The organism is Nostoc sp. UHCC 0302, from assembly GCF_038096175.1.
Taxonomy (GTDB): Bacteria; Cyanobacteriota; Cyanobacteriia; order Cyanobacteriales; family Nostocaceae; genus UHCC-0302.
This window is the reverse complement of sequence record NZ_CP151099.1, coordinates 587,911-602,073: the sequence shown is the minus strand read 5'-3', so window position 1 is coordinate 602,073 and position 14,163 is coordinate 587,911. Positions and strand designations below refer to the sequence as shown.

The 14,163-nt window shown below is 41.1% G+C and carries 9 protein-coding genes; 5 read left to right on the top strand and 4 right to left on the bottom strand.

Annotation, left to right across the window (positions count from 1 at the left end):
- Positions 1-227 precede the first annotated feature (227 nt).
- The 3 genes from WKK05_RS02455 (at position 228) to WKK05_RS02445 (ending at position 2,695) form a co-directional block, all read left to right on the top strand.
- Positions 228-908, top strand: a complete 681-nt coding sequence (locus WKK05_RS02455) for a DUF1003 domain-containing protein (RefSeq protein ID WP_341528230.1) — start codon at positions 228-230, stop codon at positions 906-908.
- A 292-nt stretch (positions 909-1,200) separates the two neighbouring features.
- Positions 1,201-1,917, top strand: coding sequence for a cadmium resistance transporter (locus tag WKK05_RS02450; protein WP_341528229.1), 717 nt, complete (start codon positions 1,201-1,203; stop codon positions 1,915-1,917).
- 139 nt (positions 1,918-2,056) lie between these two features.
- Positions 2,057-2,695, top strand: a complete 639-nt coding sequence (locus WKK05_RS02445; protein WP_341528228.1) for a hypothetical protein — start codon at positions 2,057-2,059, stop codon at positions 2,693-2,695.
- Positions 2,696-2,965: 270 nt separating this feature from the next.
- On the opposite strand, the gene WKK05_RS02440 is transcribed toward WKK05_RS02445, so the two are convergent.
- From WKK05_RS02440 to WKK05_RS02430, 3 genes are all read right to left on the bottom strand, one after another.
- Positions 2,966-3,742 carry an ABC transporter ATP-binding protein gene (locus WKK05_RS02440; protein ID WP_341528227.1) on the bottom strand — a complete coding sequence of 259 codons (777 nt, stop codon included), beginning with the start codon at positions 3,740-3,742 and terminating at the stop codon, positions 2,966-2,968.
- Between the two features lie 164 nt (positions 3,743-3,906).
- Positions 3,907-4,944 (bottom strand): iron ABC transporter permease, encoded by a 1,038-nt coding sequence (locus tag WKK05_RS02435; protein WP_341528226.1) that lies wholly within the window; start codon positions 4,942-4,944, stop codon positions 3,907-3,909.
- A 107-nt stretch (positions 4,945-5,051) separates the two neighbouring features.
- On the bottom strand, positions 5,052-5,675 hold the full coding sequence (locus WKK05_RS02430; RefSeq protein WP_341528225.1) for a 4Fe-4S single cluster domain-containing protein: 624 nt from the start codon (positions 5,673-5,675) through the stop codon (positions 5,052-5,054).
- Between the two features lie 472 nt (positions 5,676-6,147).
- Between WKK05_RS02430 and WKK05_RS02425 the strand changes: the two genes are divergently transcribed.
- Positions 6,148-12,531, top strand: a complete 6,384-nt coding sequence (locus WKK05_RS02425) for a PAS domain S-box protein (RefSeq protein ID WP_341528224.1) — start codon at positions 6,148-6,150, stop codon at positions 12,529-12,531.
- Between the two features lie 113 nt (positions 12,532-12,644).
- On the opposite strand, the gene WKK05_RS02420 is transcribed toward WKK05_RS02425, so the two are convergent.
- Complete coding sequence (locus tag WKK05_RS02420) at positions 12,645-12,773, bottom strand: hypothetical protein (RefSeq protein WP_341528223.1); 129 nt, start codon at positions 12,771-12,773, stop codon at positions 12,645-12,647.
- Positions 12,774-13,343: 570 nt separating this feature from the next.
- Between WKK05_RS02420 and egtC the strand changes: the two genes are divergently transcribed.
- Positions 13,344-14,141 carry an ergothioneine biosynthesis protein EgtC gene (egtC, locus tag WKK05_RS02415; RefSeq protein WP_341528222.1) on the top strand — a complete coding sequence of 266 codons (798 nt, stop codon included), beginning with the start codon at positions 13,344-13,346 and terminating at the stop codon, positions 14,139-14,141.
- Positions 14,142-14,163 lie beyond the last annotated feature (22 nt).

Genomic DNA, 14,163 nt, shown 5'->3' with positions numbered 1-14,163 from the left:
TCTTCATTGCCTCCCCTTCTCTTATTCGTTGAGTATGCGGGAAATAATCTAAATGAATCTTGTTAGTAAATCGTTGACTTTGAAATCTGTTTGGGGCTAGCTTTTTATTATTCATCATTTTTATTTATCGTTTTAAAAAGAAACAATATTTGCTTCTATCGGTTATGGAGCGTACATTAAGACACATAAGGATAAACACATACCGAAACGACGCAAAGAGGTGCGACATGAATTCTGTAAAAAAAGTATTATCAAACACTGTTGATGCAAAAGTAGTTCAAAAACCGAATCTTATAGAAACACAGCAATCAGTAGCCGCAAACACCTCTACCGATAAATTGACTCGTGGGCAGTACCTTGCCGATAAACTAGCAAATCAAGTGGGTTCTTGGAAATTTCTCATTTGCCAAAGTACCGTTTTGGCAGGGTGGGTTGGTATGAACTTAATGCCTGGAGTTCCCCACTGGGATGAGTCACCCTTCATAATGCTTAACTTAGTGTTTTCATTTGCTTCAGCTTATACAGCTCCCATCGTCTTAATGAGCCAGAATCGCCAGTCTGATACTGACCGGAGAAACGCTGAAATTGACCACCAAGTAAATCTCAGGGCTGGACAAAATATTGAACTGCTCCATGCCAAATTGGATGAATTACACGCTCAACAATTAAACGAGTTAACTCAAATAGTTAAAGAGCAGCAACGAGTTATTAATGAGATTAGAGTAACTTTAGTACCTGAATCCAAAGGGATTAAAGAGATTAAAGAGGTTAAAATAAGTCGGTTACCAGGACTTCATGTCCAAACTAACACTAAATTTACTAAGGAAGCTTCCAGTAATAAACCTTTTACTATTGACCAAGCAATTGGAGACAATAACAAAGTTTTGGATAAGTTAACGAGTAAGTAAAAGTGAGCTACCAACACTTTTTCTTGATCATGACGGTGAAAGAGACTAAATTTTACTTCTATACATTTCTAATTGAAACTTTTAACTCTTTCGCTCTTAATTGGAACCGTCATTCAGCATTTTATTAAAAAAGAATATTTGTTTTGTTTCAGCGATTCTAATGCACAGCCTACCAGTTCAATTTGGAATGCTACATCTCCACAGTTGATTAAGTAGCAGTTTCTAAAGTATTTGCAGACATAAACCAATCATTAGCTTAGACAGCATCAACGAGAAGATTGAGGAGATAGAAATGAACGAACTAATCACGGCAATTCCTACCGGAATCACAGCTTTTACAGCTACAAATCTAGATGATTTGGTTATCTTAACGCTGTTATTTTCACAGGCGAATGCAAGTTTCCGGCGTCGGCACATCGTGATTGGTCAGTACTTGGGCTTTTGTACTCTGGTCGTCGCTAGTCTGGCTGGTTTTCTTGGGGGCTTGATATTGCCATCTCATTGGATTGGTCTTTTGGGTTTAGTACCCATCACCATTGGACTAAATCGTCTATTTAACCCAGAAAACGATTCGTCGGCGGATACAGAGTCAGAACCTCAGTTTTCTCATGCCTCTACCTTCGCTAGTTTTTTGTCTCCCCAAGCTTATAGTGTGGCAGCTATTACCATCGCCAATGGTAGTGATAATATAGGTATTTATATGCCATTGTTCGCCAACACTAACTTCTCCAGTTTGTTAGTGATTATCGCAGTCTTCCTTGTACTGGTAGGGGTTTGGTGCTACGCAACATACAAGCTGACCTGTCAGCCTGCAATCTCTAATTTGCTAACCCGCTATGGTAACAGTTTTGTTCCCTTTGTGTTGATTGGCTTAGGCGTGTTTATTATCCTAGACAGTGCTTCACTAACCCCAATTGCCTTGGTGGCTACCTGCTTGTGTTTAATAGGATTAGTTAAACTATATAGCATGGGACAAACAACATCCTCAGACGTTGACTTTCCAGGGTAATTATAACTGAAGGCTTATGAGACGTTTGTCAAAAACTTTATAAAACCCATCAATACAAACTGTCTCAGATATATAAAGTAGAAAATTTCTAAACTTTTTAAATTAAAAAGATTTAGTCATACTCAAAAGGAGAAAGATCATGAAACTCTTCAAAATTGCTCTCGTTGCTTTAGTTCTTCTGGTGAATTTGGTAGTTGCTCAACCTTCTTGGGCAGGTAGGCCAAATCTGACTCAAGGTTCTGACTACACAGAGGTAAATCAAGCAATCAATAAGCTCTTAAATATTAAAGATGAACCTGGTGATTCACAATACACACCAGACGAAATTGAACAACAACTGGGTGATTTGAAACTGCAAAAGTACATTTTAGAAACAGCACAAGATTGGGCGCAGTGCCGCAATGAGACGGGTAAGACTTTAGCTGTGTATGCTCATAAACCCAAAAAAGCATTGCAAGGTAATACCCTTTACTTCTTAGGTACTGGTCAGATTACAGATGATGACTGGGATTGTGATGGCGTTTACCTACCAAGTGGTACTAAAGTTGCTGGTTTAACTCCTGGGGATACCCAAGGTCAAGAACTGGTGGAACCCTTGGCGATAAAGATTGTGGATGGAACTCAATTAGTAGCTAAAACTAATCCAGAGACGGGTGCTGTAGAATTCAATGTTGCCCCCGCCAAAGTGTTAAAAGCTGGCGACGTGAACTGGTCAGTTCCTAATTTATCGCAAGCCGAAATTGATGCAGCAAAACCCAATGCACCGATTAATGATTAACATTAAGTTTGTTTGAAATCCGGTAATATAGGCACTCTTTTCTACTATAGGGAAGGGTGCTTTTATTATGGTTATTTTAATTTTTAGTATAAAGTCTAATCTTTATACACTATTAATACCGTTTCATGATTAAAGATTCAATCAGGCAAGTAATTGCGCTTAAGCGCTACTATAAACGATGTATTGCTTTCCTAGAAGATAATTGGTATAAAATACCAATACACAAAGAAGAAGAATAGACAATTTTACAGTAGAGAGAGAGTAGTGAATTTACACAGCAGAAATGGCACAAACTTGTAAGCCCACGGGTGTATGAATAATCACAGATTCTACACCAAATACTTGCTCTATAGTGTTTGGTGTAAGAACTTCTTCTGGTGTGCCAACTTCCCAAAGATGACCTTGTTTTAATAAAGCAATGCGGGAACTGTACCGCGCTGCTAAATTTAGTTCATGTAAAACTGTGACAATAGTTAGTTCTTGCTGCTGATTTAGATTCTTTAGTAGTTCTAAGAGTTGCAGTTGATAGTTTATATCTAAATAAGTTGTAGGTTCATCTAATAGTAATACTTTTGGTTCTTGTGCTAATGCCAAAGCTAAAAAAGCCCGTTGCCTTTCACCACCTGAGAGATGTTCTACTAGGCGATCGCTCAATTTTTCTAGTTGCGTCTTTTGAATTGCTGCTTCAACTTTTTGCCAATCTTGAGCATTTAATTCCCATTGCCACCAAGGTTGATGTGGTGTGCGTCCTAAACTTACTAATTGTCGCACTGTTAAACCCACAGGAACCGTTTGCTGTTGTGGTAACAACGCTAGTTTCTGGGCAACTAAATTTGGCGGTTCAGAGTGAATTGCCTTGCCATCAAGTAGCACTGTTCCCTGTTGCGGTGAAAGAATACGACTCAGCAATTTGAGTAATGTAGATTTTCCGGAACCATTTGCACCGACTAAACTCAACCATTCTCCTGTTTGCAGAGTTAGATTAATGTCTTGGACAATTGGCGCTGCGGTATAACCGCCTGTGAGATTTTGCAGTTCGAGTGGCATTTTTAACGGGGATTGGGAACTGGGGATTGGGAACTGGGGATTGGGGGCTGGGGACTGGGGACTGGGGATTGGGGGATTGGGGATTGGGATATTAGTTATTTATTTATCTCCCTGCACCCCTGCCCCCTGCTCTCCCGCTCCTCTGCCCCTCTACTTCCATCTAACTAGAATTTACTAAATCCAGTAGAACGACGATAAAGTAACCAGATAAACAAAGGCGAACCCAGCAAGGCGGTGACGGAACCTACTGGTAGTTCTACTGCTCCTAATCTAGAAAGTAAATCTGCAAAGGTGAGCAACCACGCACCTGCAAGCGCGGAAAGTGGTAAAACAAAGCGGTGATCTGTACCGACGACGAGGCGGACACCATGAGGAATGACAAGACCGACAAAGCCAATTAAGCCGCTGATGCTAACTGCACCTGCTGCTAATAAAGTGGCTACACCACCAATTAAAAGACGCGATCGCGTTAAGGATACTCCCAAACCCACAGCCAAATCATCTCCCAAAGCCAGCACGTTTACTGATCGCGCCAGTAAACATCCAGCCAGCAGTGCCACGATGATGTAAGGCCCAGCAGTGGAAATTTCTTGCCAACCCCGTCCGTTAAGGCTACCAACTAGCCAACTCAGCGCAGTTTGAATTTGACCGTCTTCAGTTAGCAAAAGCAATGTACTTTGCACAGCGCCAAATAAAGAACTCACTGCCACTCCACCTAAAATCAACCGCTCAACCGAAATTCCTGACCCAGCTCGACCCAACAAAATTACAATTAGAGAAGTTAAAATTGCTCCCAACCATGCTGCTAAAGGAATCGCCATTGGAAATATTTGTAACACTATCATTACAATGACAATTAGTCCTGCACCGGCTGAAATGCCGAGAATAAATGGATCAGCAAGACTGTTACGTAACATTCCTTGCAGTAGCGCTCCTGACATTCCCAATGCTGCGCCGACGATGAGAGCAGCAATGATGCGTGGAAGCCGCAAATCCCAGAGAATGGTCTGTTTAATGGGATCGCCTTTGTGGAGAATTGCTTGCCAAAATTCTGGCAAACTCAAAGGTACTGCTCCTTGAGAAAGAGACAACGCTAATGTTACTACCAGTGCGGCACTGAGAAGTAAAACAGCCCAGAGTACGCGGTGTTTTGTCAAAATTGTCTGCAAAGGTCTAGTTAAATTCCGATTCAAGATTTTCATTAACTGTAATCTTTTCCAAACAAAGTTAACTTGGTGAAATACCATTAGGGGCGTACAGCTGTACGCCCTTAATGATTCATTTATTGCCAAGATTTTTGAAAGTGGTATTACATAAGTTCCAATCCACCTTGGTAACCAGTAACAATGCGGCTACCATCCTTGAGGATGTGGACTTCTATCTGGTCACTTGCCCAAGTAATTTGGTCTGCAAAAGCGGGGTTAAGTACATTAACTCGCTGGTTGCTAGAAGAAACTGGGGAGTTAGGAGAATTAATTGCTAATGATTCTACAAAAGGCCCATCAATCAGAATATCAAGTTGTTCTAACAATGCTTGGGAATTTGGCGGGGCAGATTCAGACTGTAGTTGCTTAAGGGTGAAACCTGTAAACGACATCACATTTAACCCAGCAGCTTTTACCTTCTGAGCTAAAGATGCCAATGCAGATGCTTGCCAAAATGGTTCTCCCCCAGAGAACGTTACACCTGTGTTTTGGGGGTTGCGGAGAATATTTTCAGCAAGGGTATCAACTGCAATTAGTTGGTTAATCTCAAATGGCCAAGAGTCAGGATTGAAGCAGCCAGGACACTCACGGGGGCAACCTTGCACCCAAACAACAGCACGACAACCAGGGCCGTTGACTTCTGACTGATCGATGTAACCCATGATGTTAAGATGCCCAGGAGGAATATCTTTGAGTGCTAGTGATGGGTTGGTTGGCTTAATTTCCATCTCTTTAACTCCTTTTAAGCGTTGCCTGTTAACCGTTAATATAGCGAAGCCATTAGGGTGCAGCGCACTGGAATTTAAATGGCAGCATGAATTGTGTCAGCTAGATACCTCTGATTTTCCTGTCAGGATAACTTGTATATTAATTGTTGCTAGAGGTTGGTTAACTCGCCGTAGTTGATTTGACGAAATGGCATCTATACTTTGACAGCTTGTCAAAGTTCTGGGTACTATACGCTAGGCGATCGCCTAGCAATAGACTATTGAACGAAACTTTAAATATTTTGTAAGTTTTTTAACACCAGCCTAGCTTTCAAGGCTAAATTAAATATAAGTTTAGAAGTTAAAATAACTTAATAAATGTATTACTACACAGGATTTTCTAAGCAGAAACCTTAAACTTCATATAGCAAACTAATTAATAATTTTTATTAAAAACTTTGTGTTTGAATTTAAAAAAAAAACAAATTATTTTATGTTAACAATTAATTCAAAAGAAAAAATTTTATTGTTTAATAATCAGAAAGATGTAAATTTTTTGTCAGATATCTTACATCACCGAGGCTATTATATTCAAACAGCAATCCCTGGAAAGTTAGGAATTAATAGACTACTTAATTTTCATCCTGATTTGATTATAGTAGATATTGCCATGCTAAATAGGGAAGAATATGAAGCTTATAAATATTTAATTTCTAATAGTAGTAAAGATATTTCAATAATTTTTTTGGGAGATTTCCAAGAAATAAATCAAAGCTTGAAAGGATTAAATATTAATAAATATGACTATATCAATAAACCATTACAAGCTCAAGAAGTTTTATTGCGTGTAGAAAATCAACTTACTATTCAAAGACTACAAAAACAACTTAATAGCAGTAATTTACTGAAAGAAATTACTGCCTTGAGAGCGAGTCAAAGTAGATATCGTCAACTAGTTGAGTTATCCCAAGACTTAATCTGGTCAGTGGATGCTGATGGACTGATTACCTTTGTGAACCAAGCCGTTAAACAGAGTTCTGGTTACGAACCTCAAGAGTTAATTGGACGTGCTTTTACTGATTTCATATCGCCCACACAAATTTCTCAAATTAGGGCTGTATTCCGGCGCGTTCTCCAAGGAGAACCGATTTTTCAGTACGAAATAACCTGTATCAGTAAAGATGGTATCCCTATATATCTGATATTTAATGCGATCGCTTTACGAAATGAGGACGATTTGATTGTAGGAGTGATAGGCACAGCTAGCAATATTACACAGCGTCAACAGGTAGAGAAAGTACTAGAAGAAAGCGCTATCAAGCTTCGCAATCATAATTTAGTGCTTGTACAACTAGCACAAAATCAAGCACTTTATCAAGGGGACTTGAAACTAGCTTTAAAGGAAATCACGCAAGCAGGTGCTAAAAATATTGGAGTGGAACGAGCCAGCGTCTGGCTGTATGACGAAACAGGCATGGATATCCACTGCCTTGACCTATTTGAGCAGAGCCGAAATCAACATAGTGAAGGATTTTTCTTATCATCGGCTGACTATCCAGTTTATTTTCAAGCATTGCAGCAAGACCAAATAATCGCCGCAGACGATGCCCATACTGATCCTAGAACTAAGGAATTTTTGGAGTCTTACTTGACCCCATTAGGCATTACTTCGCTGCTCGATACACCCATTAGATTAGAGGGAAAGACTGTTGGAGTTGTATGTCTGGAAGCAGTAGGAATTGCTCATAATTGGACACTGGAAGACCAGAATTTCGCTCGTTCCTTGGGGAATTTAGTATCTTTAATGCTGGAAGCACGTTTTCGCCAACGTGCAGAAGCAGCACGACTCGTTTCGGAAGAAAAGTTAGCATCTGCTTTTAGGTCATCTCCTGACCCAATCGCTTTAATTACCGTACCAGAAACACGCTATATCGAAGTTAACGATAGCTTTTGTCAGTTTTTTGGTTATTCTCGTTCTCAGGTGATAGATCGTACCAATCAAGAATTGAATATTTGGGTGAATCCAGCAGAATATAATTTACTTGCCCAGGTTCTGCAACAGACAAAAGCGATACGCAACCATGAAGTAGATTTCCGTACCTCAACTGGGGAAGTCAAGACGACGCTGTTTAGTGCAGAAATGATCAAGATTGATGGGCAACAATACATACTAGGCACAGCCAAAGACATTACTGAGCGTAAGCAGGCTGAAAATGAAATCCGTTTATTGCTATTAACAACCCAAGCCATCACTCGTGCCGTTGACGTAAATATTGCTTTAGCACTCGTCTTGCGGTTGATTTGCCATACCATTGGTTGGGATTTTGGCGAAGCATGGACACCGAGTGAAGATGGCAGTGTTTTAGAACATAGTCTGGGTTGGCATGGCAACCAAAACTGTTTAGAAGAATTCTGCCGTAAAAGCCAAACTCTGCAATTTGCGCCAGGGATGGGGCTTCCTGGACGAGTTTGGCAGAGCAAAGGGCCAGAATGGATAGAAGATGTTTCTAAAGTTAGAAAACCACTGTTTATGCGATCGCCACAAGCAGCAAAAGTGGGATTAAAAGCTGGTTTTGGCGTCCCGATACTAGCTGGTAACCAAGTTCTGGCTGTTTTGGTGTTTTTTAAACGTAGCTCAGTGCCAGTAGATAAACGTTTACTCTTACTAGTAGGTGCTGTTGCTGGTCAGTTAGGTGGATTGATTGAGCGCAAACAGGTAGAAGCCGCTCACAGAAAGAGCGAAGAACGATTACAGCTGGCTCTAGAAGCTAGTGATTTGGGGTTGTGGGATTGGAATATTAGCAGCGATAAAATCTATCGCGATTGGCGGTGGCTGAAGATGCTGGGTTATACAGAAGACGAAATTGGCGAAAGGATGGAAGCCTTTGAGCAACTAGTGCATCCAGAAGATTGGCCCACAGTCATTACAGCCCTAAATTCCCATCTCCAAGGTGCAACTCCCGTTTATGAAGTCGAATTTCGGATGTGCTGCTCCTCTGGTGAGTGGAAGTGGATTCAGTCCCGCGGTCAGATTTTTGAGCGCGATGAACGTGGTAAACCTTTACGGATGACAGGTACACACAAAGACATTACTGAGCGCAAAACCCTAGAACGAGAACTTGCACTTAGAGAAGCTCGCCTCAATGCCTTTTTCAGCAGTGCGCCTGTGGGCATGAATATTTTAGATAACCAACTACGGTTTGTCCAAGTCAACGAACTGTTGGCAGAGATGCATGGAATCTCCCAAGAAAAACATATTGGTAAGACAATTCAAGAAGTCTTACCTCACATCGCCTCCTTGGTGGAACCAATTTATCAACAGGTTCTCTTGACTGGTAAATCTATTATCAACCAGGAATTAACCAGCGCATCACCCCAGCAACCAGATATTATCCGCCACTTCCTAGTTTCTTACTTTCCGATTCCTGGTGAGGACAACCGCCCCTCTGGTGTAGGCACAGTTCTGGTAGAAATTAGTGATCGTAAACGTGCCGAACAAGAACTGCGCCTAGCCAACGAACGTCTACAATATTTGCTTACCTCTAGTCCTGTCGTTATTTATAGCAGCAAAACATCAGGCGAACTTGGCCCTACTTTTATCAGTGAGAACGTTAAGGCAATGGCTGGTTATGAAGCACAGGAATTTCTGGAAAATTCTCATTTATGGCTAGACCATATTCACCCAGAAGATGTCAACCTTGTATTGGGAAAATTTTTGCAGATTTTCGAGCAAGAGTACACTGCCTACGAATATCGTTGGTTGCACGCTGACGGGACTTATCACTGGTTCTACGACAAGGTGAGATTAATCCGCAACGAAGCAGGTAATGCTATGGAGTGTATTGGTTATTGGGCAGATATTAGCGATCGCAAATCCACAGAACTAGCTTTGCAAGAAGGTAGGCAACGATATCAACTTTTAGCAGAAACCTCACCAGCTTGTATCTTTCATGCCGATGTCGAAGGCAAAGTCTTATATTTTAATCAGCGTTGGACGGAAATAACGGGACGCAGTGTAGAAGAGTCTCTGGGATTTGCTTGGCTCGATGCTGTACATCCAGATGACCGCGCCCAGTTATTAGTAGCATGGGAGAAAGCCACAGCTACTAAGCAACTATATAAGTATGAACATCGTTTTCTGCGTCAAGATGACACGATAATCTGGGTAATTTGTCAGGCTATGCCCGAAATCGGGGATAATGGAGAAATAAAAGGCTATATCGGAACTGTAACAGACATTACCGAAAGGAAATTGGCTGAAGTTGCCTTGTCTGAGAGTGCAGAAAGAGAAAGAGCGATCGCGCAAGTGATTCAAAGAATGCGCCAGTCACTTGATTTAGAAACGATATTTGCTGCTACCACCCAAGAATTACGACAAGTGCTTAACTGCGATCGTGTCGTTGTTTATCGTTTCAATCCCCAATGGAGTGGCGAATTTGTCTCTGAGTCGGTGGCTGATGGTTGGATTTCTCTGATTGAAGAACACAACAATGACCCTCATCTTACAGAAGGTATTCTAGAAAATGGGCATTGCCTAGCGAAAATTTTGGAGAATCAGCATAAACAAGTGCCAGAAACTTATCTAGAAGCAACTCAAGGCAGTGTGTATAAAGACGCAAGTTTTCGCTGTATCCCAGACATCTACAAAGCTGGGTTTCATCCTCGTTATCTCAAACTTCTGGAGCGCTTTCAGGTAAAAGCCTATATTATTGTCCCTATTTTATGTGGTACTGAGCTTTGGGGGTTACTAGCGAGTTATCAAAATTCCGATTCCCGCCAATGGAAACCTGGAGAAATTAACATTGTAGTTCAAATTGGCAATCAGTTGGGAGTTGCTTTGCAGCAGGCACAATTACTCGCACAAACCCAAAGACAGTCACAAGCATTGCAAGAAGCTTTGATCACTGCTGATGCTGCCAATCGGGCTAAGAGCGAATTCCTCGCCAACATGAGCCATGAACTGCGTACTCCACTCAACGCCATTCTTGGTTTTACCCAATTGATGAGTCATGATCATTCTCTATCCACCGAACATCAGCAAAACCTAACAATCATTAATCGTGCTGGCGAACATCTCCTCAACTTAATCAATGACATTTTAGAAATGTCTAAAATCGAAGCTGGCAGAACAACAATAAATATCAACAGTTTCGACCTAATTCGCCTCTTAGAAAACCTCGAAGAAATGTTGCGCTTCCGCGCCACCTCTAAAGGATTACAATTGGCATTTGAATATACATCTCACCTTCCCCAGTACATCCAAGCTGACGAAAGTAAACTGCGCCAAGTCTTGCTCAACCTAGTGGGAAATGCTATCAAATTTACTACTACTGGGAGGGTGACGCTGCGCGTGGGGTTGGGGACACTTCCCTGTGGGACGCTTTGCGTAGCTTGCTTCCCCGGAGGGGTACGACAAGCTCAGTGTATCGCTGGTGATTGGGGACACTTAAGAGCGGGACGCTTTGCGAACGACAAGCTCAGTACATCGCTGGAGATTGGGAAAGATTCTTCCCAATCATGCCAGTCCGCTCAACAGGAGGAACCCTCAGAAGTTCTAATGCCTGCGGCAATCCCTGTGGGGAACGGAGGAAGCCTCCGCTCAGACTTCTCTTTGCACGCGGCTGGCTGCCCAATCCCTAATCCTCAATCCCTAACCTTCGAGGTTATAGACACTGGCCCCGGTATTGCCTCTGAAGAAATTAACTTGTTATTTGAAGCTTTTAGACAAACTGAAACCGGAAGGAAATCGCAACAAGGAACGGGATTAGGTTTAGCAATTAGCCGTAAATACGTGCAATTAATGGGTGGTGAAATTAGCGTTACCAGCACTGTTGGTGAAGGAAGTAAATTTACGTTTGATATTCAGATCGGTCTCACAGCGGCCAGCGAAATTCAAAGCAACCTAACTAAAAGCCAAGTTATTGGTTTAGCACCCACTCAAACCGAATACCGGATTTTGGTAGTTGATGACGTTAGAGAAAGCCGTTTAGTGCTGGAGAAAATTCTGACATCTATAGGCTTTGCAGTACAGGAAGCTGCAAATGGTCAAGAAGCGATCGCCCTTTGGCAAGAATGGCAACCACACCTAATTTTAATGGATATGCGGATGCCTGTTATGGACGGTTATGAAGCCACTAGAGTGATTAAAGAAAGGGAGCAGAGGCACATCAGGACAGAGGAGTATCAGGGCAAAAACAAAACCTCAATCCCAAGTCACACCAATTACTATAAGTCGAGAAACCTGTCCAAGGCAATTCAAAATTCTGTTAGCAAAAAGCCGTTCTCTCAAGAGAGACCCTGCACTTACCGCGTTCGCGTAACGTGCGCTTTGCGCTCAGGATCTTTGTCAGCAGAAGCTCCTCTTTTGGATGCTCGCCCCAAGCCACTGTGCCCTGCCAAAAGCCGCAGAAGCATCTACCTTTCCGCAAAACCACAAAATTGGAAAACCATTATTATTGCCTTGACAGCCAATGCTTTTGAAGAACAACGTGAGGCAATGATCAAAGCCGGTTGTGATGATTTTATTAACAAGCCCTTCCGTGAAGAACAATTACTAGAAAAATTGAGCGAACATTTAGGAGTTGGATATCTTTATCAAGAAGAAAAAATTCAATTAGCAAATGATCAGCAACATGGAACAGAACTCGTTTGCCAGCCTAGTGAATTAGTTAGTCTTTTATCTCAAATGTCGTCTGAATGGGTAACACTACTATACAATGCCGCAGCTCAATGTAGCGACGACCTAATTTTACAATTAATTGAGCAAATATCCTTAGAAAAAGCTAAACTCCGAAATTGTTTAATAGATTTAGCTCAGAATTTTCAGTTTGAGAAAATTATGGAGTTGGCAAGTAAAATTATTCAAAACTCACATTAGATGCTGCATAAATAAGCAGCAAATATACTTGTAGACTTGGTTAATATACAACTAATTGACCTATCTATAGGATCTGCGATCGCCAACTGAAAACTCAGCTCGACAACCATTTTTTACCCAAATCCGATTTCTTCTATAGCCCCAATTTCCTCTACAACTGGCGCTAGATAATTGCCTGACAAACCTGACTTTGCCTCTACGCGGTATTGAACAAGTGTTCCTGTGATTATTCTGGCTTTCACAAGTTATTACCTCGCGAGCTGAAGCTGGTGTAGCAACGCCCAAAAGAGTACCCACACTTAGGCTAGTAACTATCAGGGTGGTAACGATTAGTGGAAAGCGAATTACCATATAAAATATTTCACCTCTTCAAAATTCAGAAACAGAAAACTCTAGTAATTGTACCCAACTGCTTTAAAAGCTAATTTATAAATACAAATAAACATGATAAATAAAACAATAATTTATCTGTATACACTAGTTCATAATATTAAACTTTATATTTACCTTGATTAAAAACAAAATTTGTCATTATTGTAATATTTTTTGTAATTAACGAGATATAAAAAATAATGTCTATTCTTTGTGGGCTTATATATTATCTAAAATTATTAAACCTCTTTACCTCAAGAAATTACTCTAACAAAAGTAATGAATACATCCATGACTTTAGTCACGATTCAAAAATACACAAAATTAATAAATTATTGTTAAGTTAGTAATACTTTCTAGTAGTTACAAAGTAAAAAGGTGCGAATACCTGAATAACTTGTAGCTGAATTCCATTACTCTTTGGCAACGCCGCTTTTTTTATGTGTAGATTAATTAGCTACCTTGGTAATCCTATTCGATTAGATGAGTTGCTCTATAAACAAAAGCATTCGCTTTATAACCAAAGTTACAATCCTCTAGAATTAAAGTCAGGAGTAGTTTGTGCAGACGGCGTTGGTGTAGGCTGGTACGACGAAGCAGGTAAATCATTTATTTACCGAAACACCATCCCTCTATGGAATGATCCGAACCTGGAAGAGTTGAGCAACTACATACAATCTACTTGTGCTGTCGGTTATGCCCGACTAGCAGGGACGGGCGAATCGCTTGACATCAGTAACTGTCAGCCATTCCGTAGTGGCAAGCTGTTGTTTGTGCATAATGGCGAGATTGCCAACTTTCAACAGACACTCTATAGACCGATACGTGAGAGCCTTTCTGATTCTACATACAACCTGATTAAGGGCATGACCGACTCTGAACACATCTTCGCCCTGCTGGTGGAAATGTGGTACTCGTCTCCAGACAGCACCTTGGTGTCAGCCTTACGGGCGACGCTACAAAAATTGACTGACTTGGCTAAAGAACAAGACACTAGCTTTAGTGCCAATTTAATAGTCAGTGATGGCCAGGCACTCGCAGCAATTCGCTACGCCTACGGCACACAAGCTCCTACTCTTTATTGGTCTTGTGATGATGTGAATCACCCAACCCAAGTTATCGTTGCTTCCGAGCCTTTGTCTGAGCAAAATTGGACAGCCTTTCCTGAGCAAAGTACATTGTTTGTTCAAGCTCAGTCATTAAAGCCAACAATTAGCTTATTGGAGAGATTGGCCTAATTGCTATAGTAAAAGCTAATGT